21 protein-coding genes are annotated in these 25011 nt (G+C 28.2%); 16 read left to right on the top strand and 5 right to left on the bottom strand.

Annotated elements, in window-relative coordinates:
• The first annotated feature begins 36 nt into the window (after positions 1-36).
• The gene (locus ABJG40_RS13395; RefSeq protein WP_348025094.1) at positions 37-999 is read left to right on the top strand and encodes a DoxX family protein; all 963 of its coding nucleotides are present in this window, start codon (positions 37-39) and stop codon (positions 997-999) included.
• Here ABJG40_RS13395 and ABJG40_RS13400 read toward each other — a convergent pair.
• A complete protein-coding gene (locus ABJG40_RS13400) occupies positions 994-2301 on the bottom strand; it encodes a voltage-gated chloride channel family protein (protein WP_348025095.1) in 1308 nt (435 codons plus the stop codon). The genes ABJG40_RS13395 and ABJG40_RS13400 overlap by 6 nt on opposite strands.
• Positions 2302-2611: 310 nt before the next feature.
• Positions 2612-5719: a glycosyl hydrolase gene (locus ABJG40_RS13405; protein WP_348025096.1), complete on the bottom strand. Its 3108-nt coding sequence runs from the start codon at positions 5717-5719 to the stop codon at positions 2612-2614.
• 67 nt (positions 5720-5786) lie between these two features.
• Here ABJG40_RS13405 and ABJG40_RS13410 point away from each other — a divergent pair, with 67 nt between their 5' ends.
• The 7 genes from ABJG40_RS13410 to ABJG40_RS13440 all read left to right on the top strand — a co-directional run bounded on the left by ABJG40_RS13410 (position 5787) and on the right by ABJG40_RS13440 (position 14196).
• Positions 5787-7016, top strand: a complete 1230-nt coding sequence (locus ABJG40_RS13410) for a 3-phosphoshikimate 1-carboxyvinyltransferase (RefSeq protein ID WP_348025097.1) — start codon at positions 5787-5789, stop codon at positions 7014-7016.
• Positions 7017-7090: 74 nt separating this feature from the next.
• Positions 7091-8140, top strand: coding sequence for a tRNA preQ1(34) S-adenosylmethionine ribosyltransferase-isomerase QueA (queA, locus tag ABJG40_RS13415; RefSeq protein WP_348025098.1), 1050 nt, complete (start codon positions 7091-7093; stop codon positions 8138-8140).
• 221 nt (positions 8141-8361) lie between these two features.
• Positions 8362-9399, top strand: coding sequence for a 23S rRNA (adenine(2503)-C(2))-methyltransferase RlmN (gene rlmN, locus ABJG40_RS13420; RefSeq protein ID WP_348025099.1), 1038 nt, complete (start codon positions 8362-8364; stop codon positions 9397-9399).
• Positions 9400-9444: 45 nt separating this feature from the next.
• Positions 9445-10422 (top strand): polyprenyl synthetase family protein, encoded by a 978-nt coding sequence (locus ABJG40_RS13425; RefSeq protein WP_348025100.1) that lies wholly within the window; start codon positions 9445-9447, stop codon positions 10420-10422.
• Positions 10423-10489: 67 nt separating this feature from the next.
• A complete protein-coding gene (locus ABJG40_RS13430) occupies positions 10490-11407 on the top strand; it encodes an ATP-binding cassette domain-containing protein (protein WP_348025101.1) in 918 nt (305 codons plus the stop codon).
• Between the two features lie 4 nt (positions 11408-11411).
• Positions 11412-12197, top strand: a complete 786-nt coding sequence (locus ABJG40_RS13435; RefSeq protein ID WP_348025102.1) for an ABC transporter permease — start codon at positions 11412-11414, stop codon at positions 12195-12197.
• Between the two features lie 124 nt (positions 12198-12321).
• Positions 12322-14196, top strand: coding sequence for a hypothetical protein (locus ABJG40_RS13440; protein ID WP_348025103.1), 1875 nt, complete (start codon positions 12322-12324; stop codon positions 14194-14196).
• A 2-nt stretch (positions 14197-14198) separates the two neighbouring features.
• Here ABJG40_RS13440 and ABJG40_RS13445 read toward each other — a convergent pair whose 3' ends face one another.
• Positions 14199-15707, bottom strand: a complete 1509-nt coding sequence (locus tag ABJG40_RS13445) for a GH3 auxin-responsive promoter family protein (RefSeq protein WP_348025104.1) — start codon at positions 15705-15707, stop codon at positions 14199-14201.
• Between the two features lie 136 nt (positions 15708-15843).
• Between ABJG40_RS13445 and ABJG40_RS13450 the strand changes: the two genes are divergently transcribed.
• From ABJG40_RS13450 to ABJG40_RS13460, 3 genes are all read left to right on the top strand, one after another.
• Entirely contained in the window at positions 15844-16635 is a 792-nt protein-coding gene (locus ABJG40_RS13450) for a DUF2797 domain-containing protein (protein WP_348025105.1), read from the top strand.
• A gap of 3 nt (positions 16636-16638) precedes the next feature.
• The gene (locus ABJG40_RS13455) at positions 16639-17592 is read left to right on the top strand and encodes a carbon-nitrogen hydrolase family protein (protein WP_348025106.1); all 954 of its coding nucleotides are present in this window, start codon (positions 16639-16641) and stop codon (positions 17590-17592) included.
• Between the two features lie 94 nt (positions 17593-17686).
• Positions 17687-18109, top strand: coding sequence for a secondary thiamine-phosphate synthase enzyme YjbQ (locus tag ABJG40_RS13460; RefSeq protein ID WP_348025162.1), 423 nt, complete (start codon positions 17687-17689; stop codon positions 18107-18109).
• Between the two features lie 65 nt (positions 18110-18174).
• On the opposite strand, the gene ABJG40_RS13465 is transcribed toward ABJG40_RS13460, so the two are convergent.
• The gene (locus ABJG40_RS13465; protein WP_348025107.1) at positions 18175-19311 is read right to left on the bottom strand and encodes a vWA domain-containing protein; all 1137 of its coding nucleotides are present in this window, start codon (positions 19309-19311) and stop codon (positions 18175-18177) included.
• Positions 19312-19555: 244 nt separating this feature from the next.
• Here ABJG40_RS13465 and ABJG40_RS13470 point away from each other — a divergent pair, with 244 nt between their 5' ends.
• From ABJG40_RS13470 to ABJG40_RS13490, 5 genes are all read left to right on the top strand, one after another.
• Complete coding sequence (locus ABJG40_RS13470) at positions 19556-20272, top strand: carboxypeptidase-like regulatory domain-containing protein (RefSeq protein WP_348025108.1); 717 nt, start codon at positions 19556-19558, stop codon at positions 20270-20272.
• Between the two features lie 68 nt (positions 20273-20340).
• The gene (locus ABJG40_RS13475) at positions 20341-22467 is read left to right on the top strand and encodes a histidine kinase (protein WP_348025109.1); all 2127 of its coding nucleotides are present in this window, start codon (positions 20341-20343) and stop codon (positions 22465-22467) included.
• 40 nt (positions 22468-22507) lie between these two features.
• Complete coding sequence (locus ABJG40_RS13480) at positions 22508-23038, top strand: hypothetical protein (RefSeq protein WP_348025110.1); 531 nt, start codon at positions 22508-22510, stop codon at positions 23036-23038.
• 3 nt (positions 23039-23041) lie between these two features.
• Complete coding sequence (locus ABJG40_RS13485) at positions 23042-23773, top strand: LytTR family DNA-binding domain-containing protein (protein WP_348025111.1); 732 nt, start codon at positions 23042-23044, stop codon at positions 23771-23773.
• Positions 23774-23803: 30 nt separating this feature from the next.
• The gene (locus ABJG40_RS13490; RefSeq protein ID WP_348025112.1) at positions 23804-24319 is read left to right on the top strand and encodes a gamma carbonic anhydrase family protein; all 516 of its coding nucleotides are present in this window, start codon (positions 23804-23806) and stop codon (positions 24317-24319) included.
• Between the two features lie 154 nt (positions 24320-24473).
• On the opposite strand, the gene ABJG40_RS13495 is transcribed toward ABJG40_RS13490, so the two are convergent.
• Positions 24474-24941, bottom strand: a complete 468-nt coding sequence (locus tag ABJG40_RS13495) for a hypothetical protein (protein ID WP_348025113.1) — start codon at positions 24939-24941, stop codon at positions 24474-24476.
• Between the last annotated feature and the right edge of the window lie 70 nt (positions 24942-25011).

Consider the following 25011-nt stretch of genomic DNA (forward strand, 5'->3'; position numbering starts at 1 on the left):
AATAAATTTGTATTTAGAAATTAAAAATTATATTTTATGAAAATACTAGTCCAAATTTCAAGAGTTATTGTAGGAGCCTTATTTATTTTTTCCGGCTTTGTAAAATTAGTAGATCCAATAGGTTCTCAATATAAATTTGAAGAATATTTTGCAGAAGATGTATTAAATATGGGGTTTTTAATTCCTTATGCATTGTTGTTTTCTATTGTTTTAATAGTTGCAGAAATATTATTGGGAGTTATGATTTTAATCGGTTATAAACCAAAAATAACAGTATGGAGTTTGTTTCTATTAACACTTGTTTTCTTGTTTTTAACTTGGTATTCTGCTTATTATAATAAAGTTACAGATTGTGGTTGTTTTGGAGACGCAGTAAAATTATCTACTTGGGGTACATTTTATAAAAATATTTATTTAATTGCCTTTATCATTATTTTAATGATAGGATTGAAACATATTAAACCAATTTTTAGTGGAAAAATCCCGAAATTAATTACATTCATTTCTTTAGGAATTTTCATGTTTATTATTCAACATGTATTAACACATCTGCCAATTATAGATTTTAGAGCGTATGCAATTGGTAAGAATTTAGAGCAAGGAATGATTTTCCCAGAAGATGGAAGTATACCTCCAGTACATGATTTTATGTTAGAAGATGAGCAATCAGATTTAGCACCAGAATTACTTAAAAAAGAAAAAGTAATGTTGGTTATTGTTTATAATTTAGATAAAATTGATGAAAATGGATATCCTGCAATTAAAGAAGTTGCAACAAAAGCAAAAGAAAAAGGATATCTAGTTTATGGTGTTTCTGCTTCTTTTACAGACGATTTAATTCTTGCTAAAGAAAAGCATCAATTACCATTCGATTTTTTATTTTGTGATGAAACTACTTTAAAAACCATGATTAGAGCAAATCCTGGAGTAATGATTTTAGACAAAGGAACAGTTACTCAAAAGAAAAACTGGATAGATGTTGATGAGTTAGAATTATAAAGATTTCTTCTTTCTTTTATTTTCGATTTCAGTTAGTTGTAACCCTTTTTCGTCATTAAAAAATAGATGTTTTGGGCTTCCAATAAATTGCGAAGAATAAATACCTGAATGTCCAGAAAATAAATAAGCAGTAGTACAAGCCAAGGCAATAAAAACGCCAGATTCTATTCCAAACAATTCAATTCCCATAATTGTGCAAGCAATTGGTGTGTTTGTTGCACCAGCAAAAACAGCAACAAACCCCATACCTGCTAATAATGGCATTGGCATAGGTATAAACCATACAAGAGCGTTACCTAAAGTTGCACCAATAAAGAATAAAGGAGTTACTTCTCCACCTTTAAAACCTGCACCTAAAGTGAAAGAAGTGAATAATAATTTTAGAAAAAAATCATAAGAATTTAAATCGATACTAAAAGCATCTACAATTGTTGGTACGCCTAAACCTATGTATTTTGTAGTTCCTATTAAATACCAAGTTAGCGCTAAAACAATTCCGCCAATTACAGGCCTAAGTGGTGGATAAGAAATGTATTTCTTAAATAAATTTCCCCAAAAATGAGTTGATTTAGAAAACAACATACTTACTAAACCAAAAATAATTCCTGCCAATAAAGACCACAAAACTGCAGCAGGAGTTAAATCTGTAATAGTCGAAATTGTATAATGTGTATGATGAGAAATATGCCAAACATCACAAAAATAATTTGCAAAAACAGCAGCTAAAAAACTAGGAAAAATGGCATCAAATTTTACTCTACCTATAACCATAACTTCTAAAGCAAAAATTGCACCCGCCAAAGGTGTTCCAAATACAGAAGCAAAACCAGCACTAATACCTGCAACCAAAACAATTTTTCTATCTAAGTTAGTAAGTTTAAAAAGTTTAGAAAATTGATCTGCAATTGCGCCACCAATTTGTACTGCTGTTCCCTCTCTACCTGCAGAACCACCAAATAAATGTGTAAGAATTGTTCCTATAAAAACTAATGGAGCCATTTTAAAAGGAATTATATTTTTTGGTTCATGATATTCATCCAAAATTAAATTATTACCTTTTACAACACTTTTTCCAAAATAATGATAAGACAAACCTATTACTAAACCAGCTACTGGTAATAATGCAATAATCCACATATTTGCTTCTCTATAATTTGTAGCCCATTCTAAAGTCCATAAAAAAACAGCAGAAGTACTTCCTGTAAAACTACCAATAAGCAAACAGATAAAAGTCCATTTTAAAAGAAAAAGCAAAGAAAAACTTTGCTCAACAGAAAGAAATAGGCCTTTAATTTTATCCATAATTTATCTTGATTGGCAAAAATAAACAATTAAAAGCAAAGAGATTATGTATGATATAAAATCATTTAGAATCAATTGTAGTTCTGTTTAAGAATAATGTAATATAAAAATTTAAAATATGAATCAATTTGTTACGTATCAATCAGAAGAAAATTACCTATAACACATAGCAATTAAAGTTTCTAGTATGTTTACAAAACTAAATAAAAAGCCAAATGCTGCTACCAAATTTTTAGTTTGGTAGCAGCATTTGCAAGATTTACAAAAAGTGATCACTTTAAGATTTAAAAAGTAATATTTCTATCAATTCTTAATCTAACTGAATTAAATCTATAGCGCTTTCTTTCACTTTTTTGTTTAGCTCTTTTATTCTTATAGAAAAGATTGCATTTAGTTTTCCTAATTCTACATCAATAACTTTAGTTATTTCATTCCTAAAATCGATTGCTTGTTGTGTTGGTGCGTAAGTACCTATTCTAGTTAATGAGTTTAAATGAGCTAATTTATTATTTAATCGAATAGGAAAGTTTAAAGGATCTTGACCGCTTTTAGATTTTGTTTGATATAAATTTTCTTCAATTTTGGTCATATCTTTTACCAAAGCATCAGCAAAATCTAACAACGCTTTGTGTTTCTTTTTATCTTTTATAGCTTTTTTTAACAGATCAACTTGAGTTCTAATTTTCTTTACATTATTTAGAGATTTGTGAATTTCTGTCATCTTTTTATTAATGTCATTAATAAAACTAAATTGAGCTTTCATGTCTGCTTCAGTAGTTTCTGAAACAGGATTTTTTATAATATTAAAATTCTGACTCAATTTCTTGTCATTAACAGCCAATTCTACTTTATAGGTTCCAGGTAAAGCCATTGGGCCGTTTAAAGAAGCCCACCAAAGAATCATTCCTTTTACCTTTTTAGCTCCAGGATACATCATGTTCCAATAGAAAATATTGTTACCATCTTCCATTTTTAAGGCTTCTTCTTTTTGCTCTTTATTTGGTTTTGTTGAATATTTTTTGATGAGATTATTATTTATGTCAAAAAACGATAAAGACACAATATCTTTTTCTTCTTTCTTTTTTATAAAATAATTGATAGCAACTCCCCCAGGGTGATTTGTGCCTTGTGTTCTAGATGTTCTACCATTTCCACCACTCATATTGTAAGCATCTTTAGGTTTGTATAAAACCATTTCTTCTTTTAAAATTGAAGAATTCAATTGATGAAGTGGTGTTAAATCATCAATAATCCAAAGAGCTCTACCTTGTGTTGCAGCAATTAAATTATCATTTTTAATTGTTAAATCTGTAATTGGAACTATAGGTAAGTTTTGTTTAAAAGTTTGCCAGTTTTTACCATCATCAAAAGAAATATACATGCCTCTTTCTGTACCAGCATACAATAAACCTTTGCGTTTTGGATCTGCTCTTAATGCTCTTGTAAAATCTTCATTAGCAATTCCTTTTGTAATTTGTTTCCAAGATTTACCATAATTTTCTGTTTTGTAGATGTATGGTTTGTAATCTCCAGATTTATATTTTGTACCTACTACATAAGCCCCACCTTTGTTAAATGGATCAACTTCAATACAATTTATCATCATCCATTCTGGCATTTTTTTAGGAGTAACATTTATCCAATTTGTGCCATTATCTTTAGACACATGAACCAAACCATCGTCTGAACCTGTCCAAATTAATCCAGGTTCTAAAGCAGATTCTGTTGCTGCGAAAATAGTTCCATAATATTCTACACCAGTATTATCTTGGGTAATTGGCCCTCCAGAAGATTTTAAGGTTTTAGGATCATTTCTTGTTAAATCTGGACTAATTACTTTCCAGCTTTGACCTTCATTTTCTGTTATATGTAAATGATTAGAAGCTGCATATAATTTCTTTTTATTGTTTAGTGAAAAGAAGATAGGAAAATTCCATTGAAAACGATACTTAAAATCTTCAGCTCCATGTCCCATTGGGTCATCTGGCCACACATTAATTGCACGAGTTTCGTTTGTTTTATGATTTTTTCTAGTTAACAAACCACCATAACTTCCTCCATAAACAATATCATCATTTAAAGGATCTACAGCAATATGAGCACTTTCTCCACCAGCAGTAGATTCCCAATCAGATTCTCCAATAAATCTACCAGAAGTTCTATGAGCAATTCTAATGGTAGAATTATCTTGTTGTGCAGCTAAAATTCTATAAGGAAAATGATTATCGGTTGTAACTCTATAAAATTGAGATGTTGGTTGATTGTACATTGTACTCCAATTTTCTCCTGCATCAAAAGAAATTTGAGCTCCACCATCATCTCCAATAATCATTCTTTGGTTATCTTTTGGAGCTATCCATAAATCATGATGATCTCCATGAGGAGCATTGTACGTTTTGTATGTTTTTCCTCCATCTGTAGATTTATGATAGCGAACATTTAACACGTATAAAATATCTTGATCTTGCGTATCTGCATATAAACGCGAATAATACCAAGCTCTTTGTCGCAATTTTCTTTCAGAATTGATCAATTTCCAAGTTTTACCTGCGTCCATAGATTTATAAATGCCTCCTTTTTTGTTTTCTATTAAAGCCCAAACAATATCAGAATTTACAGGTGAAACAGTAACGCCACTAATACCCCAAATACCTTTAGGTAAACCTTTATTGGTAGAAATGTTTGTCCAACTTTCTCCACCATTTGTACTTTTAAACATAGCAGAACCTTTTCCTCCAGAAGATAAACTATAAGGAGTTCTTCTAACATCCCAAGTTGTAGCGTATAAAATTCTTGGGTTATTTGGATCGATTATTAAATCGATTGCTCCAGAATTTTCATCAGAAAAAAGAACACGTTTCCATGTTTCTCCTCCATCAGAAGATTTATAAACACCTCTTTCTTGTGTTGGTTTATATAAATCTCCCATTACTGCAGCAAAAACTATGTCTGAGTTTTTAGGATGAATTCTCATTCTAGAAATGTGGCGTGAGTTTTTTAAACCAATATGTTTCCATGTTTTTCCTGCATTTTCAGATTTCCAAATTCCATCACCAGAAGAAACATTTCCACGAACGGTTTTTTCTCCCATACCAACATAAATTACATTGTTATCAGATTCTGCAACAGCAACAGCCCCTACAGATCCACCAAAGAAACCATCAGAAATATTCTGCCAAGTATTACCAGCATCATTGGTTTTCCAGACACCACCACCTGTAGAACCCATATAAAAAAGATTGGGTTTTTCAGAAACTCCAGTAACTGCGGCACTTCTTCCGCCTCTAAACGGACCAATATTTCTCCATTTAATTGCGCTAAAATATTCCTCAGAAACTTTGTTAACATTTTTTTGTGCGTTAACTTTGGCGTTTGTTATAAAAAATAGACAAATTGCAAGAAAGATATATTTTTTCATTTGTAGTTGGTTTGAATTTTAAAACATTAAAAATAATGATTTTAAGTTAGTTTATAGATTTTAGGAAATGGATATATTGTTAAATGTTGTTAAGAATAAAAAGATTAAAGAGAAAATTACAATCTCTGGTTCTAAAAGTGAGTCAAATAGATTGTTAATACTTCAAAATTTGTTTCCAAAACTTTCTATAGAAAATTTATCAGATTCTGACGATTCTGTACACATGCAACATGCACTTTCTACTAATGATGAAGTTGTAAATATTGGTCATGCAGGTACTGCAATGCGGTTTTTAACCTCATATTTTGCTGTAAAAGAAGGTAGAGAAGTGGTTTTAACAGGTTCTGATAGAATGCAAAACAGACCTATTGAAATTTTGGTTGATGCTTTAAAAGATTTAGGAACTGATATTACATATGAAGATAAAGTTGGTTATCCACCAATTAGAATAAAAGGAACAAAAATTATAAAAAACAAAGTGCAAATTAATGGTAATGTAAGTAGCCAATACATATCTTCTTTATTATTAATAGCTTCAAAATTAGAAAACGGTTTAGAAATAGAGTTAATTGGTAAAATTACTTCTGTTCCTTATATAAACATGACTTTAAGTTTATTAACTCAATTAGGTATTGCATCTAGTTTTGAAAAAAACATTATAAAAGTTCTTCCAAAGAAATCAATAGAAAGTAAAATTGTAGTTGTAGAATCAGATTGGTCTTCTGCAAGTTATTTTTATTCTATTGCTACTTTGGCATCAATTGGTTCAGAAATTACTTTATCAGCATATAAAGAAGAAAGTTTACAAGGAGATTCTTGTTTGGCAGAAATTTATCAACATTTTGGAGTAGAAACTACTTTTGGTGAGAATACCATCATTTTAAAAAAGGTGAAAGAAACTAAAAAAGAAACATTAGAAATTGACTTAAAAAATGCCCCTGATATTGCACAAACTATTGCAGTAACTTGTTTTGCAGAAGGAGTTGCTTGTAACTTAACAGGTTTACATACTTTAAAAATAAAAGAAACAGATAGATTAGTTGCTTTGCATGATGAATTATCAAAATTAGGTGCTAATATTTCTGTAACAGATGTAAGTTTGCATTTAAAAGTTACATCAATAATTAATAAGAATATTGCAATAAAAACATATAATGATCATAGAATGGCAATGGCTTTTGCCCCTTTAGCCTTCATAGTTCCTATCAATATTTTAAATGCAGAAGTGGTTACAAAATCATATCAAAAATTTTGGGAAGACATGCAACAAATAGGTATTAAAATAGACGAACTTTAAAGATAAATAGTCAAACACTTGACAACGCCTATTGCGATATCGTATATTTGCCGCTTTTACAAGCAAATAAACATATGAAATTATCGCACTTTGAATTTGAATTACCAGAAGAACTACTAGCGCAATATCCAGCAGAACACAGAGATGAATCTCGTTTAATGGTATTGAATAGAAAAGAAGGTACAATAGAGCACAAACTTTTTAAAGATGTTATAAATTACTTTGATGAAGGTGATGTTATGATGTTAAATAATACCAAAGTTTTTCCTGCAAGAATGTATGGTAATAAAGAAAAAACGGGCGCAAGAATTGAAGTTTTTTTATTAAGAGAATTAAATGCAGAAAATAGATTATGGGATGTTTTAGTAGATCCTGCAAGAAAAATTAGAATAGGAAATAAATTATTTTTTGGTGAGGACGATAGTTTAGTAGCAGAAGTTATTGATAATACTACCTCTAGAGGAAGAACTTTACGTTTCTTATTTGATGGTTCTTACGAAGAGTTTAGAGCTAAATTATTAGAATTAGGAGAAACACCTTTACCAAAAGCTATAAATAGAGAAGTAGAAGAATTAGATGAAGAACGCTACCAAACTATTTATGCAAAACATGAAGGAGCAGTAGCTGCCCCAACTGCAGGTTTACACTTTTCTAAACATTTATTAAAAAGATTAGAAATTAAAGGAGTAGATTTTGCAGAAACAACTTTACATGTTGGTTTAGGAACATTTAGTCCTGTAGAAGTAGAAGACTTATCTAAACATAAAATGGACTCTGAGCAAATTATTATTTCTGAAGTAGCAGCAGATAAAATAAATAAAGCTAAAAAAGAAAAAAGAAGAGTATGTGCTGTAGGTACAACTGTAATGAGAACTATAGAATCTGCAGTATCTTCTAAACAAGAATTAAATGCTTATGAAGGTTGGACAAATAAATTTATTTTTCCTCCTTATGATTTTAGTATCGCAAATGCAATGATTACTAATTTTCATTCGCCAAAATCTACATTAATGATGCAGGCAGCAGCATTTGCTGGTTACGATTTTTTAATGGAAGCTTATAAAGAAGCAATAAAAGAAGGATATAAATTCTCTACTTACGGAGACGCAATGTTAATTATATAATTCAATTAGATATTACATGATATAATAAAACTGACAATAATTCATTGTCAGTTTTATTTTTTTTTGGCGTTCCCTAAAAAGGTCGCGCTTTCCATTATATCTTTTTTGAAAGAACAAAAAAGGATGCCATTGCAATCGCTAACGCATCCTATTTGCAAACAATAGTAATAACCTAAAATTATATACGTATTTTTGCAATTCCATTTTTAAAACAATAAAACTTGATTAAAAAGAAAGATATTAGAGCTTTAACTAAAGAACAATTACGCGATTTTTTTGTAGAAAATGGCGATAAAGCTTTTAGAGGAAATCAAGTTTATGAATGGCTTTGGAGCAAGTCTTTACATACTTTTGATGCAATGACAAACATCTCTAAACAAACCAGAGAAATGTTAGAGGCAAACTTTGTTATTAATCATATCAAAGTAGATTCTATGCAAAAAAGTAAAGATGGTACCATAAAAAACGGAATTAAATTACACGATGGTTTAATTGTAGAATCTGTTTTAATACCTACAGAAAAAAGAACAACAGCTTGCGTTTCTAGTCAAGTTGGTTGTAGTTTAGATTGCAAATTTTGTGCAACAGCACGTTTAAAAAGAATGCGTAATTTAAACCCAGATGAAATTTACGATCAAGTTGTAGTTATAGACAAACAAAGTAGATTGTACCATAATCGTAAATTAACAAATATTGTTTTTATGGGAATGGGTGAGCCTTTGATGAATTATAAAAATGTAATGAAATCTATAGAGAAAATTACATCTCCAGAAGGTTTAGGTATGTCATCAAAAAGAATTACAGTTTCTACATCTGGAGTTCCAAAAATGATAAAAATGATGGCAGATGAAGATGCTAAATTTAATTTAGCAGTTTCTTTACATTCTGCAATCGATGAAGTTAGAACCTCTATTATGCCATTTAATACAAATTTTCCATTAAAAGATTTAAAAGAATCTTTAGAATATTGGTACGAAAAAACCAACAGAGCAATTACCTATGAATATGTTGTTTGGAATGGAATTAATGATCGTAAAGAAGACATAAAAGCATTAGTAGATTTTTGTAAATATGTACCTTGTAAAATTAATTTAATTGAATACAACCCAATTGATGATGGGCAGTTTCAACAAGCAAGTTCGTCAGCAATAAATAATTATATTTCTAACTTAGAAATGCATGATATTACTGTTAATGTTAGACGTTCTAGAGGTAAAGATATAGATGCCGCTTGTGGGCAATTAGCTAATAAATCGTAATAAATTATTTATTATTTTTAATACTCTAATATAAGTTTAACATTAATGAAACCAGTAGAACTTATTAAACTACCCATTAATAACGAAATGGAACTCTTTGAAAAAAAATTCAAAGATTCTATGCTTTCTAAAGTTCCGTTGTTAAATAGAATAACGTATTACATTGTTCGTAGAAAAGGAAAACAAATGCGACCAATGTTTGTTTTTTTAGTTGCAAAAATGGTTTCTAATGGTGGTTTTGATGAACGTACATATAGAGGCGCATCTGTTGTAGAATTGATTCATACAGCAACCTTGGTACATGATGATGTTGTAGATGATAGTAACAGAAGACGTGGTTTTTTCTCTGTAAATGCACTTTGGAAAAATAAAATAGCAGTTCTTGTTGGCGATTTTTTATTGTCTAAAGGATTATTACTTTCTATTGATAATGAAGATTTCGATTTGTTAAAACTAATATCTATTGCAGTTCGTGAAATGAGTGAAGGTGAGTTACTTCAAATTGAAAAAGCACGTAAATTAGATATTACAGAAGAAGTATATTTTGATATTATTAGACAAAAAACAGCCACTTTAATTGCTGCCTGTTGTGGTATTGGAGCAGCTTCTGTTGGTGCAAATAATGACACTGTTCAGCAAATGAGAAAATTTGGTGAATACATTGGTATTGCTTTTCAAATTAAAGATGATTTGTTTGATTATTCTGATGAAAAAATAGGAAAACCAACAGGAATAGATATAAAAGAGCAAAAAATGACGTTGCCTTTGATTCATACTTTAAATAACTGTTCTAAAAAAGAGAAATCTTGGTTAATCAATTCTATTAAAAAGCATAATAAGAATAAAAAACGCGTTAAAGAAATAATTACATTCGTTAAAGAAAATGGCGGAATAGAATATACTACAACCAAAATGCACGATTACAAAAATAAGGCATTAGCCATTTTAGAAAATTACCCAAAATCAGATTATAAAGATTCTCTTTTAACGATGATTGATTATGTTGTAGAACGTAAAGTCTAAAAATTACTCTTGTTACATTTCTTTATTTGGTTCGTTTACAGTATAAGTAAACTAATAAAACCAAATTATGAATCAATTAATTGTAGAAACACAAAACCTCAATTTTTCTTATACCAAGACAAGAAAAGACATTGAGAGTTTGGAACTTAAAGTTCCAAAAGGAAGTATTTATGGATTTCTAGGGCCAAATGGTTCTGGAAAAAGTACTACTATTCGTTTAATTTTAGGATTGCTAAAAAAGCAATCGGGTAAAGTAGCTTTATTTGGCGAAACTTTTGATGGAAAATCTCGCTTAAGAAGCTTAGGAGAAATAGGTGCTTTAATAGAAAACCCTTCTTTGTATAGCCATTTAAATGCTCTTGAAAATTTAAGAATTGCAGCTAATTATCGCCAAAATATTTCATCAGAAAGAATTGACGAGGTTTTAAAAACTGTAAAATTATCGTATGCAAAAAATAAAAAAGTAAAAGCATTTTCTTTAGGAATGAAGCAACGTTTAGGGTTGGCAATTTCCTTATTAAGTAACCCTGAATTAATCATTTTAGATGAGCCTACAAATGGACTGGATCCAAAAGGGATAATTGAAATGAGAGAATTAATTAAAGACTTAAATAAAAAATTTGGAACTACCATTTTTATATCGAGTCATTTATTAAGTGAAATTGAAAAAACGTGCACACATGTAGGGATTATAAGAAATGGAAAAATGTTATTTCAAGATACCGTTAAAGCTTTAAAAGAGTCTAAAGGCAAAAAAATAATGGTTGATTTTGAAATTGATAAGTTTATTGATGCAATGACTGTTTTTGAAAATTTAGGCAAAGAAAATACTTCTTTAACTAATGATTTTATACAGATAGAGGTTAAAGATAAAAATGAAATTACTCTTATTATTGATGCCTTAAGAGCACAAAAAGTAGCAGTATATCAAGTGTCTATTAAAAACAATCTAGAAGAACTTTTCTTATCACTAACCGAAAATTAAAATTATGTCAGCAATATTATATTATACATCTAGTTTAAAAAACGAACTTATTAAGTTAAAAAGAACATTTGCATTTTGGCTTACAATTATTAGTGCAATAATTTTTCCTGCATTATTTTTTATAGCTTACATTTTTGAGCGTAAAACTTTAGTTCCAGTAGCAGGAATAAATCCCTGGGAAAAATTTATGGTTACTCAAATTGAAAATTCTACTCCTTTTTTTATTCCTATGTTTATTGTGCTAATTACGAGTTTAATTATGCAAATTGAACACAAATCCTTGGGAATAAAACATTTATTTTCGTTGCCTATTCCAAAATGGAGTGTCTATTTTGGTAAACTAACGATTGTTGTTTTTGCAATAATTACTACATACATATATTACTATATTACGCTTTTGTTAAGTGGATTGTTATTAGGATTAATTTATTCAGATTTAGCATTTTTAGACTTTCAACCTAACCATCTTAAATATATAAATGAATTATCAACTTCATTTATAGCCTCTTTAGGAATTATTGGAATTCAATTTTGGTTAAGTTTTAGATTTAAAAACTTTATTGTTCCTTTAGGATTTGGAATGTTTTTAGCTATTATTGGTATTATTGTTTCACAAGCTCCAGAACAATCCATTTATTTTCCATATTCGTTTAGTGTTTTATCAGTTTCTTTAGGAGATAAAATGCCATTAATTATTGGTTTCTCTTCTGTGACATTTTATAGTGTTTTTTGTTTTTTATTAACTGCTATTTTGGGGTATTTAGATATCAAAAAGTTAAATGTAAATTAGATTCTAAATTATAGAAAGGTATTATTTTTATTAATTACGTTATGTTTTAACAAGTGAAATTTATTTTAGAATCCACAGTTTTTAGTATTTTTGATGTATTACTAATCGTGATACATCAAATGCTATGAAAAAAATCACTTTACTTATTATTATCTCCATTTTTTGTTTTTCTTCAGTAAAAGCTCAAAGTGCTTATGATATAATTTTTACTCAAAATCAAAATCAAAATTGTAGTTATTTTACCAACTATTTTAATTCCACTCCTAAAGAAATTAGTTACTCAATTCGTAGAGAAGGAAATAAATTATATTTTCAGGTAACAGATAAAGCTTGGGCAATTAAATTATTTAAAAAATCTGGAGATGGAATTGCAATAGATGTTGTTTCTAAATCTAGATATACCTGTGATGAAGAATTAGAAAAGGTTCAAATAAAAGGAACAATTTTAAAACCTGTATACGCTCAGAAATTAATAAGAGGATTTAGACCTCATTTAAAAGATAGATACAGAACTTATGTTGGATCTGTACCAGAAGAACTAAAAGACGAAGAATTGGAGTTTAATATTCTATTCTTAAATAATAAAGTACTGTGTAGATATCAACAAATTTATAATTTAGAATCTTACCCTTGGGATTTGTTAGATATGGGAGCTTATTTAGATTCACTTACTTATAAGTCTAAAAAAATTAAAAGTGTAAATGATAAGTTTGTAACAAAGTACAAGCAATTAAAGTTTGTAATTCCGTTTCAAAAAAACAAATCAGAATATTTACCAGAAGATATTAAACCTCTATATGATTCTTTAAAACTGACCGATTTTAATATTAAAAAAATAAATATTAATGCTTATTCTTCTATCGAAGGAAGTGCAGAGCGTAATTTAGAACTTCAAAAATTACGTGCAAATAGTATTGCAAAATCGATGCAATCTTTTCAGCAACCAGATATTACTACAGAGATTTCTTCTTCAGAAAATTGGGTAGAGTTTTTAAATGATATTTCTAAAAGTAAATACAAAAATTTGGTGGGTCTTTCTAAAAAGGAAGTAAAGCAAAAAGTTGTAGGTAACGTTTCTAAAGAATTAGAAATCTATTTAAAAAATCATAGAAAAGCAGTTATTACTTTAGATCTTGAAAGAAAAGATAAGTATAAAGAAATGACAACTACTACTTTAATTTCTACTTTTAATAAATTGATAAAAGAAGAAAATATAGAAGAAGCATTAATTGTGCAAAACTCACTTTTCGAGAAAATTAAAGAAGAAAAATCACCAGAAAAACTTAGACAATTAAATGTGCCAAAACAACTAAAATTTGTTCCTGTTTTAAATAAGAATAGTATGTTTCAATACTTATATAGTTTAGGATATTCTAAAATTGTGTTTGACGAACTTAAAAAATTAGAAAAATTAGACCCAAAGAATAAAAGAATTAAGTATAATTTAATTGTTGTAAAGTTTATTATTTGGAAAAATAATTGGTCTCCAATTAAAAATTCAGATTTTAAAAATGAAATTCTCAATCTTAAAAAGTATAAAATAGAACAAGAATTAATAGATAGAATGTTGGTGAATTTTCATATTGTAAAAGCACAGAAAAATATGAGAGCAAGACAATATGATGCAAAAGATGAATCTTTAGAATTTATAATTGATACCTATGAAAATTTCGATTTATCTGATTACGACTATTTAAGTTTAGCACAATTTTTAACTTATTATTCAGATAAAGATGATGCAATAGATTTATTAGATGATAAAGTAAGAACGATTACTATTAATGAAGATTTATTGTTTTACTATTTAAACCTGACTATTACAGATAAATATAATGTTGCTTCTAAAGATTACAGAACAATGATGTTAAATGCTATTAATATTAATAAAGATAGGTTTTGTAAATTGTTTAATTCTTCTTTAGAAAAAGGAGTTACTTTTCAGTTATTAGAAAATGAATATCTAAGAAAAACTTATTGTGAAAGTTGTACAAAAGAATAGTTTTATAATTCTAGCAATTCCTCTACAAATTCTCTAGAGTTAGATAATCTTGGTACTTTATGTTGTCCACCAAGTTTTCCTTTTTTCTTTAACCAGCTATAAAATAAGCCTTCTTTAGCTTCATGTATTTTTGGCATTGCTAAAGTTAAAGAGTTGTAACGTTTTGCCTCATAATCAGAATTGATAGCTTTTAAAGAGTTGTCTAAAATTTCAGTAAAATAATTCATGTTATTTGGTTTTTTACTGAATTCTATAATCCATTCATGACCACCACTTTTTTTATCTTTCATAAAAATTGGTCCTACAGTATAATCAGTAATACATGAGTTTGTTTTATCACAAGTTAACTTTAAAGCATCTTCAACATTTTCAATATTTAATTCTTCGCCAAAAACATTTATATAATGTTTGGTTCTTCCTGTAATTTTAATACGATAAGGATTTAAACACGTAAAACGAATGGTATCACCAATAGAATAACGCCACAAACCACTATTTGTGGTAATTATCAAAGCATAATCAACACCTTTTTTAACATCAGCTAAAGTTATGGTTTTAGAATTTTCGCCTTTATAATCTGTCATCGGAATAAATTCATAGAAAATTCCGTAATCTAACATTAACAACAATTCTTTAGAGTTGTTTCTATCTTGAATAGCAAAAAAACCTTCAGAAGCATTATAGGTTTCATAATACTTAAAATCTGCTTTCGGTATCAGTTTTTTGTACTGTTCTCTATATGGATTAAAGTTTACACCTCCATGAAAATACACTTCTAAATTTGGCCAAACTTCTAAAATATTGTCTTTTCCAGTTCTTTCTAAAACACGATTTAACAAAACCAACATCCAACTTGGTACACCAACTAAACTGGTTATATCTTCATAAATGGTTTCATCAATAATTGCCTCCATTTTAGTTTCCCATTCGCTCATTAAAGCAACTTCTTGACTAGGAGCAGAACTAAAATCTGCCCAAAAAGGTAAGTTCTCTGTAATAATTGCAGACAAATCTCCAAAATGAGAATTATTATCTTTATAAATTTCAGAACTACCACCTAATTTTAAACCTTTACCTGTAAATAGCTGAGTTTCTTCATTATTATTAATGTACAAACACAACATATCTTTACCAGCTTTCATGTGGCAATATTCTAAAGATTCATCAGAAACCGGAATAAATTTACTTTTTGCATTTGTGGTTCCACTACTTTTTGCAAACCATTTTATATCTGTTGGCCAGAATAAATTTTGTTCTCCTTTTCTACAACGTTCAATTAAAGGCTCAAAAGTTTCGTATTTCTGAATAGGAACTTTCTTTGTAAAATCTTCATGATTTTTAATTGATGAAAATTCATTTTCAATTCCAAATTTAGTATTTTTAGCTGTGTTTAATAGCTTTAAAAGAAGTTCTTCTTGAACATCTACAGGATATTTTAAAAACAATTCTATTTGATGTTTTCGTTTCTTTAAGAACCAAGAAATTATAGAATTGATAATTTGAAACGCCATAGAAATTCGTAAGTTTGTTTTAGTGTCATTGCGAAAAATTTTTATTTTGAAGCAATCTCATTTTTAAATTTACAGATTACTTCGTTGTACTCGTAATGACGAAAAATAATTAGATAAAAATAGTAAAATATTTTATATGAAGTACCAAGGAGTTTTAAAAAAAATGCTAACAGAGAATGCTGAACAAATTCAGTATTATTTAGATATGAAGACCGATTTTATTAACATGAATCAGTTGATAAACAAAGAAATATCTATAAGTTTTGTTACTTACGAATGTTTAAATTGTGGTTTAGAAAAGAAAATTTACAGACAAGGTTTTTGTAAATCTTGTTTTTTTGATACTCCAAATGCTGGAGATTGGATTATGAGACCAGAATTAAGTAAAGCACATTTAGGTATTGAAGATAGAGATTTAGCTTACGAACAATCTGTACAATTAAAGCCACATATTGTGTATTTGGCAAACTCGAGTAATGTAAAAGTTGGAGTTACTAGAAAACAGCAAGTTCCAACACGTTGGATAGATCAAGGAGCGCATGAAGCTATAGAAATTGTTGAGGTTCCTAACCGTTATTTAGCAGGTATTACAGAAGTTGCATTAAAAAATCATGTAGCAGATAAAACGAATTGGCGTAAAATGTTAAAGAATGATATTGAAGATGCTAATTTGATTGAATGGCGAGATAAATTAAAAGAGTTTATACCAGAAGAAGCGAAAGAATACTTTATTGAAAACAATGCTGAAACTCATTTAAATTTTCCTGTGGTTCAATATCCAGAAAAACCCAAAAGTCTAAACTTGATAAAAACACCAAATTATACAGGTAAATTAGTGGGTATAAAAGGACAATATTTAATTTTTGAAGATCAAACCGTTTTTAATGTGAGAGCTAATGAAGGTTTGGTGGTTTCTATTGAAATATAAATTATGAAAAACAATTTACTAAAAGTAGCACTAGCACAAATTTCACCAGTTTGGTTAAACAAAGAAAAAACAATCGAAAAGATTGAGAAATCAATTATAGATGCAGCAAAAGAAAATTGTGAATTGATTGTTTTTGGAGAAGCTTTATTACCAGGTTATCCTTTTTGGTTAGCATTAACAGAAGGTGCAAAATGGGATTTAAAAGTGAATAAAGAAATTCATGCACATTATGTTCGAAATTCTATTACTATAGAAAAAGGCGAGTTAGATTCCATTTGTAAATTGGCAAAAGAAAACAAAATTGCTATTTATTTAGGAATTATGGAACGCGCTCAAAATAGAGGAGGACATAGTATTTATTGTTCTTTAGTGTATATAGATGAAACAGGAGCAATAAAATCTGTTCATAGAAAATTACAACCAACTTATGATGAACGTTTAACTTGGTCTCCTGGAGATGGAAATGGTTTGCAAGTGCATCCGCTTAAAGAATTTACAGTTGGAGGTTTAAATTGTTGGGAAAATTGGATGCCTTTACCAAGAACTGCATTATATGGTTTAGGAGAAAATTTGCACATTGCTGTTTGGCCTGGGAGCGATCATAACACAAAAGATATTACACGTTTTATAGCAAGAGAATCTCGTTCTTTTGTGATTTCCGTTTCTAGTTTAATGCAAAAATCAGATTTTAATGCAGAAGTTCCACATGTAGAAAAAATACTAGAAGAATCACCAGAAATTTTAGCAAATGGAGGTTCTTGTATTGCATCACCAAATGGAGAATGGTTAGTAGAACCTGTTTTGTATAAAGAAGGTTTAATTATTGAAACTTTAGATTTTAATAGCGTTTTAGAAGAAAGGCAAAATTTTGATGTGGTTGGTCATTATTCTAGACCAGATGTAACTAAGTTGCAAGTAAACAGAGAAAGGCAAAGTACAGTTTTTTATGATGATTAAGATTTAATGTCACCTTGAGCGCAGTCGAAAGGTCTTAGTTTAAGGTTTCTCGACTACGCTCGAAATGACAGTTGGTAAATTATTATTAAATATTATGATTTTTGAGCAAAAAGAAATACAATTACAACCTTATCAAAGAGGATTTCATTTAATAACAAATCTAATTGTAAATGATTTTTCGGAAATAAAAACGATTAAAAAAGGGATTTTAAAAGTCTTTATAAAACATACTTCTGCAAGTTTAACAATTAATGAAAATGCAGACTCTACTGTAAGACAGGATTTTGAAAGTCATTTTAATGTTATGGTTCCAGAAAATCAATCCTATTATATTCATACTTATGAAGGTAGTGATGATATGCCTGCACATATAAAATCATCTTTATTAGGGAGCTCTATAGAAGTTCCTATAACCAATGGAAGATTAAATCTAGGGACTTGGCAAGGTGTTTATTTATGCGAACATAGAAATTATGGAGGAAGTAGAAAATTAGTGTTAACTGCTTTTGGAGTGTAAGAATAAATAAAAAAAATCCCATAAAATTTAGTTTTATGGGATTTTAAAAATCAACTAACAGAATATTACCAAGAGTAGTTTTTTAATTTAGCTTGTCTTTTTATGGCTTTAATCATAACATTGTCTAGCTCATTTTTCTTGGTACTTTCTTTTTGTTTTTTTGCAATATAACTTCTCCTTTTTGTATCTAATTCTTTAATTTTTTTCTGAATATCTAAACGTTCCTTAGCTTTTGTTTTTACATAGGCTTTAATTTCGGTTTCTGTTTTATTTTGAAGTTCTTTAGGTAATTGCTTCTTTTTAATTTTTTTATAATCTATTTTTTGTTTTTTATCTGCATCAACCAAATCCCAAGTAGAGTTTTCGTACAAACGAGAACTTTTACTAATGGCTCTTTTTACTATAACAACTTCATCCAACGTTTCTGCATTTTGATCTTGTAATTTCTGATTTGAAAATTTAGAATGCCCTTTATCACCATAATAAATATATGTTTTGTTTAAACGTTTGTTTAAAATGATAATCTCATCATCAAAAGGCGTTACAATATGTACTATTTTTTTATCTTGATTGATGGTTAAATAATCTCCATTTCCTAAATCTGCACCATCTTTCCACATACCAGAAATTCCGTTGTTATATTCTCCACAAAAAATAGTATTTATAATTACGTTTTTTTCATTAGCATCTGTAATTGCATCTTTATAATTAATTTTTCCTTGCGTAAAAGGTTCGTTACCAGCAATAAAAATAATTTTTAAATCGTTTTTATTTTTGCCCCAAGAAAGTTCTTTTAAAGATGTTTTTATTACTTGTCCGCAAAATTCATTTCCACCATTTGTAGTTAAAGAAAATAGTTTTTCAGAGATTTCATCTAAATCATTACTAAACTGTAAAACTTGTTTAATGTATCCTTCTCTAGCAGATAAATTAGAGTTTCCATATTCATACAATGCAATTTCTAAATTAGGTTTTTGCATACCATATTTAGCATAAGAAAGTTCGTTTACAATTTGCCATAATTGTGCTTTTGCCTGATTTATTAAACCATCCATACTATTACTTGTATCTAAAAGTAAAGCAACTTTTATAGTTTGTTTTTTATTTTTTTCTGATAATGGATTTTCTATTGCAAAATGAGTTGTTGTTGTTGTTGTAATTAAGAGTAAAAAGGTTACTACTTTTAAAACTGAATTTTTCATAATAGGTTGTTTTTTAGTGTTACAGATTCTTAAAAGCTTGGTTGATAATTATTAGTCAATATTAAAGACAACTTATTTTATAAAAAAATGAGAATTAGTGAAATGCCCTTTTAAATGAGTGAATAAGAATACAATTTGAGTAAGCAGTGATATTTTACATTTTTTATAGGGTACTATTGAGTTTTGGTATTTTTTAGCATGATTTATTGTGTGTATGTTTACAAAGAATTTAATACTATTTACTATGAAATATCTAATTACGGTACCAAAACCTTGTCATGAAGATTGGAGTAAAATGGCATCAACAGAAAAAGGAAAATTCTGCAAAAGTTGTAGTAAAGTAGTAGTTGATTTCACAAAAACATCACTTTCAGAGATATCAAATAAAGTATTAAAAGAAAATAATTTATGTGGTCGTTTTAAAGAGACACAATTAAATAAAGAAATAGAAACAACCAATAAAAGTAGTTTATCAAAAGTTGCATTTGGTTTTGCACTAATTTCTACAATTGCAACATCAGAACCTCTTTTTTCTCAAAAAAATAAAGAACAAAAAGAGGTATTAAGGATAAGACAAGAAAAAGGATTTATAAAAAATGATTCAATTCAGAAAAACATTGTTCTCAAAGGAATGGTTAGAGAATCAGAAGAAGGTTTACCAGGAGTTAGTATTCTTATAAAAGGAACAACAGTAGGAGTGCAAACCGACTTTGATGGAAATTTTTCAATCAAAATACCTAATAAAAAGAGAAAGTCAACTATATTAGTTATCTCATATTTAGGGTTTAAAACACAAGAAATTGATGTTTTGTCAATTAAAAAACCATTAATTATTGAAATGGAAGAAGATTATGCTGTTTTAGGAGAAGTTGTTACAACTGGTATGATTGTAGTAAAAAGACCAAATATTTTTAAAAAAATAGGGAACATTTTCAGAAAAAAAGAAAACAGAAAATATTAATGAACTTAAAAAAACACATATTTCTTTTCATATTACTTTTTAACATCTGTGTTTTTTCGCAAGAAAAAATGATTTACGAAGAAGATGTTGAGTTTAATGTAAACATAACTGTAGTTGATGAAAACGATAGAGATATTTTAAACAATGTAGAAATTACAGTTGGTGTAAAAACCTATACTAGCCCCAATATAAGTGGTGTTTATGTTATTAGAGCTATGGTAAATGATCAGATTGCTGTTTCTCATCCAGATTTTGATACTGTGTATTATACCTTAAAATCGAATGAAGATGTAAAGATTTTGGTTGAAGATTATTTTTTGAAAAAAAAGAAATTGAATTCTAAATTTAAAAGTATTTCTAAACGAAATGATTTGTATTTGACGCATTTAGATTCGGCAAGATTTTATAAGAAGAAAGATATTGATAAAAGTTTGTCTTTTGTAGAAAAAGCCTTAAAAAATAAAGAATCTCGCCAGCGAAATGCAACTTCTTATAAAACCTTAGCAGATATTTATTTGTATTGGAAACAATATGATTTGGCCGTAAATAATTACAAACTATCTATTCAGATAAAAGAAAATACAACTACTAAAATTGCTCTTGCTAAAGCTCAGTTTTTATTAAAAGATATAGCAGAAAGTGAAAAGACTTTTGAAGAACTTATAAAACTTAAACTAAGTAATTACGAAAGAATAACTGTTTTAGAAAGTTTAGGAGATATCGATTTCTTATTAAAAAAATACAAAACGGCAAAAGTATATTACAATCAATCTTTACAAATTGCAAAAGACAATTTAGTAACACCAAAAATTACAGATTTAAACTCTAAGTTGGCAGATGTTTTTGCAGCAGAAGGAAACATTTCTCAGGCAGATATTCAATTTAAAAACTCATTAAAATTAGCCAATAAAGAAAATGTAAACCGTGCTTTAAAAGAAGAAGAAAAAGTAGCAGATTTTTACAATTCTAATAGTCGTTTTGATGATGAAATTAAACTAAGAAAAGAAAGTCTTTTAAAAGCAAAGAAAAATGCTACAGTTAAAAAGAAGATTAATTTGCAACCAGATTCTATTACTTCACAAAAAATAAATTATAAAATTGGAAATGCATATATTTTAAAAGAAGATTATAAAGAAGCAATTCCTTTTTTAATTCAAAGTAAAAAAGATGCTGATGAAAAGAAAGATATCGTTATCAAAAAAGATGCAACCAGAAAATTGTCTGAAGCATATGCGTCTGTAGGTAATTATGATAAAGCCTTAAAGAGTTACCAAGATTATGTTACTTTGGTAGATCAATCTTACATACAAAAAGAGCAAGAAATACAGCAAGTAAAGCGTTTTTCTAAGAAAATTTCAGACAATCAGAATAGAATTGCAAGTTTAGAAAAAGACAAAGAATTAGCGCAAAGTAAAATTAGTTTAGCGTATATAGATCAAAAATTATCTGAAGAAAGTAATCAAAAACAGAGATTGATTATTTACTCTTTAATTAGTGGTTTTTTATTGATGTGTTTGTTAGCTTATTTTATGTTTAGAAACATACAACAACAAAAATTAGCAAATAATTTATTGGCTTTAAAATCTATGCGATCTCAAATGAATCCGCATTTTATATTCAACGCATTAAATTCTGTAAACAGTTTTATAGCCGTAAATGATGAGCGAAATGCAAATAGATATTTGTCTGAGTTCTCAGTTTTAATGCGTGCTGTTTTAGAAAATTCTGATGAAGATTTTATTCCGTTAACAAAAGAAATTGAATTGCTAGAATTGTATGTAAAGTTAGAACACAATCGTTTTAAAGAAAAATTCGATTATAATATTTCTGTGGATGAAAACATCAATTTAGAGCAATTTTCTATTCCGCCAATGTTGTTGCAACCTTATATAGAAAATGCAATTTGGCATGGTTTAAGGTATAGAAAAGAGAAAGGAAATTTAGAAATTTCTATTAGCAAGAAAGATAATGAAACTGTTTTAATTAGTATAAAAGACAATGGAATTGGACGAAAAAAATCGCAAGAATTAAAAACTAAAAATCAGTTAAAACAGAAATCTAAAGGAATGAGTACCATAAAAAATAGAGTTGCTATTTTAAACGATATGTATAAAGATAGAGTTGCTGTAAATGTAACTGATGATTTAGAAAACGGAGCAGGTACAAAAGTAGAATTGTTACTAAAGAAAAAATAATTATGAAAAAGTTAAAAATAATTTTGATATTTTTTTTTTGATGTCGAATATAGTTGCTCAAGAAAATAAAACGAACAATTGGATTCAATCAATTAATGATGATACAGAAAAGTATGATAAGAAAGCTAAAAAAGAGATGTCTTCCGTTGATACAACTTCATTTAAAGAAACTAAGCTCGAAACTTTCTGGTTTAAAAAGAAAAAAAGTATTTATAAAATAAAACAAGTTTATGATTTTGGTAACAATCTAAAAATAGAATATGTTTATTACTATAAAAATGATTTATTAATTAAAAATACAATCTTCGGTCTTGTACCAAAACTTCATAAAAAAGAAAAGAAAAAAGAAGGTTCATGTTGTTTTATAAATAAAGAAGTTTATTACTTTAAATCTAAAAATCAAGGAATAAAAAAATCTAAAAAATTCGATTTGAATTTTATAAGTGAGTACGAACTTAAATTAAAAGAGTTTCAAAACATACATTTTAAAATGAAAGTTTTTAATGCAGAAAAATCAGAACAAGAATATAATCGAATAAGTAATTTAATTAATGGTTTAAGAATTTATTGATTTATGAAACTAAAAGCAATTATTGTAGAAGACGAACAGATTAGTAGAGAAATTCTGAGAAATTATTTAGGTAAATATTGCCCTAATGTTAATTTGTTAGGAGAAGCAAGTAATATAGAAGATGGTTACAAGCTTATAGAAAAATATAATTTAGATTTGGTTTTTTTAGATGTAGAAATGCCTTTTGGTAATGCGTTTGATTTGTTAGAAAAAGTAGCAAACAGAACCTTTGAAACTGTTTTTGTAACTGCGTACGATCATTATGCAATAGAAGCTTTAAATAGTCATGCAAGTTATTACTTACTAAAACCAATTTCTATAGATGAGTTAATAAAAGCTGTAAATATTGTTACAGAAATAAAAGAAAAAGAAAACCAACTACAGCATCAAATATTGGTGCCAAAAACAAATTCTGCAATAGGTAAAATTACAATTCCACAACAAGATGGTTTTGAAGTTTTAGACATCAATGATATTGTTTTTTGTAAAGCAGATGATAATTATACAGAAATTCATTTAGCAAATTCTAAGAAATTAGTGAGTAAGACTTTAAAATATTTCGAAGAAGTATTAAAGCAATATACGTTTGCACGAATTCATAAATCGTATTTGGTAAACGTAAATGCAATCACCAAATACAAAAAAGGAAAAGGTGGAAGTGTAATTGTTTCTAACGGAAAAGAAATTTTAGTATCTGCATCTCAAAAAAGTAATTTATTGTCTTATTTTAAGTAATTTTAAAGCTCAAAATACAATACTAAAAATATGCCTATAATTAAACCTGTACAAGGTAAATACCCACAAATTCCGAAAGATTGTTACGTAGCAGAAAATGCCACAATTGTTGGCGAAGTTACTCTTGGTAAAGAATGTAGTATTTGGTTTAATGCAGTAATTCGTGGAGATGTGCATTATATACAAATTGGAGATAAAGTAAACATACAAGATGGAGCTGTAATACATGCAACGTATCAAAAATCGCCAACAACAATTGGTAATAACGTTTCTATTGGGCACAATGCAATTGTACATGGCTGCACAATTAAAGACAATGTTTTGGTGGGTATGGGTTCTATTATTATGGACGATTGTGTGGTAGAATCTAACTCAATAATTGCTGCAGGCGCAGTAGTTACCAAAAATACAAGAGTAGAAGGTGGAAGTATTTACGCAGGTGTGCCTGCTAAAAAAGTGAAAGATATTTCGCAAGAATTAATTTCAGGAGAAATAGACAGAATAGCAAATAACTATTTAAAATATTCTAGTTGGTTTAAAGAATAATATTTGGGCGTTTTAACGGGCTTTCCATTATATCTTTTTTTCGTACCTCAAAAAAGGATGCCATTACAATCCCTAACGCAAATTCTAACATAAGATAAAAACCCGAATTCAATTAAGAAATCGGGTTTTACAATTAACTAATCAACCAAACTAATTATTTCCCACGTTGAGTGTTATTACCTCTTTTTTTACCTTTTGCTCTTTTTTCTCCTTTTATTTTATTCATTGCTAATCTTTTTCTACCCTTTTGCATTTGTTCAAACTTCTCAAATTGTTCTTTATTTAAGATGTTTTTCATGCTTTTTTTCATTGCAATTTGATTATCTAAACGTTTTGTTTGCATTGCATACATTTCATCTGCAGTAGGTCTTTTTTTATTTTTTCTAGCTTCTTTTCTTTTTTCCATAGCAGCTTTTCTATCTGCCATTTTTGCCATTAATAATGGTTTAATTTGTTTTTGTTGCTTATTAGATAAATCTAAAGCTAATGTCATTTTTTTAACAGCCAATTCTGTGTGTTGTTCTGGTGTTAAATTAGATTGTCTATTTCCTCTTTTTTTCTGTGCTTGTGTAGTAAATGTAAATGCAAATACTAAAACTAAAATGCTTACTAAATTTTTCATATCTAAAATGTTTAATTGTTTTTTATTTATACTTCTTTGACTAATAAAAATTAAAAAGGTTTAATTTACT

The sequence above is a fragment of the Polaribacter sp. genome (assembly GCF_039939415.1).
Classification (GTDB): domain Bacteria; phylum Bacteroidota; class Bacteroidia; order Flavobacteriales; family Flavobacteriaceae; genus Polaribacter.

Bases quoted from the DNA above. Each gene is read 5' to 3' on its own strand.
- ABJG40_RS13475 (WP_348025109.1), top strand. From the start codon at position 20,341: ATGATTTACGAAGAAGATGTTGAGTTTAATGTAAACATAACTGTAGTT.
- queA (WP_348025098.1), top strand. From the start codon at position 7,091: ATGAAATTATCGCACTTTGAATTTGAATTACCAGAAGAACTACTAGCG.
- ABJG40_RS13440 (WP_348025103.1), top strand. From the start codon at position 12,322: ATGAAAAAAATCACTTTACTTATTATTATCTCCATTTTTTGTTTTTCT.
- ABJG40_RS13490 (WP_348025112.1), top strand. From the start codon at position 23,804: ATGCCTATAATTAAACCTGTACAAGGTAAATACCCACAAATTCCGAAA.
- ABJG40_RS13470 (WP_348025108.1), top strand. From the start codon at position 19,556: ATGAAATATCTAATTACGGTACCAAAACCTTGTCATGAAGATTGGAGT.
- ABJG40_RS13455 (WP_348025106.1), top strand. From the start codon at position 16,639: ATGAAAAACAATTTACTAAAAGTAGCACTAGCACAAATTTCACCAGTT.
- ABJG40_RS13495 (WP_348025113.1), bottom strand. From the start codon at position 24,941: ATGAAAAATTTAGTAAGCATTTTAGTTTTAGTATTTGCATTTACATTT.
- ABJG40_RS13395 (WP_348025094.1), top strand. From the start codon at position 37: ATGAAAATACTAGTCCAAATTTCAAGAGTTATTGTAGGAGCCTTATTT.
- ABJG40_RS13435 (WP_348025102.1), top strand. From the start codon at position 11,412: ATGTCAGCAATATTATATTATACATCTAGTTTAAAAAACGAACTTATT.
- ABJG40_RS13425 (WP_348025100.1), top strand. From the start codon at position 9,445: ATGAAACCAGTAGAACTTATTAAACTACCCATTAATAACGAAATGGAA.
- ABJG40_RS13410 (WP_348025097.1), top strand. From the start codon at position 5,787: ATGGATATATTGTTAAATGTTGTTAAGAATAAAAAGATTAAAGAGAAA.
- ABJG40_RS13465 (WP_348025107.1), bottom strand. From the start codon at position 19,311: ATGAAAAATTCAGTTTTAAAAGTAGTAACCTTTTTACTCTTAATTACA.
- ABJG40_RS13485 (WP_348025111.1), top strand. From the start codon at position 23,042: ATGAAACTAAAAGCAATTATTGTAGAAGACGAACAGATTAGTAGAGAA.
- ABJG40_RS13400 (WP_348025095.1), bottom strand. From the start codon at position 2,301: ATGGATAAAATTAAAGGCCTATTTCTTTCTGTTGAGCAAAGTTTTTCT.
- ABJG40_RS13460 (WP_348025162.1), top strand. From the start codon at position 17,687: ATGATTTTTGAGCAAAAAGAAATACAATTACAACCTTATCAAAGAGGA.
- ABJG40_RS13480 (WP_348025110.1), top strand. From the start codon at position 22,508: ATGTCGAATATAGTTGCTCAAGAAAATAAAACGAACAATTGGATTCAA.
- ABJG40_RS13450 (WP_348025105.1), top strand. From the start codon at position 15,844: ATGAAGTACCAAGGAGTTTTAAAAAAAATGCTAACAGAGAATGCTGAA.
- ABJG40_RS13430 (WP_348025101.1), top strand. From the start codon at position 10,490: ATGAATCAATTAATTGTAGAAACACAAAACCTCAATTTTTCTTATACC.
- ABJG40_RS13445 (WP_348025104.1), bottom strand. From the start codon at position 15,707: ATGGCGTTTCAAATTATCAATTCTATAATTTCTTGGTTCTTAAAGAAA.
- ABJG40_RS13405 (WP_348025096.1), bottom strand. From the start codon at position 5,719: ATGAAAAAATATATCTTTCTTGCAATTTGTCTATTTTTTATAACAAAC.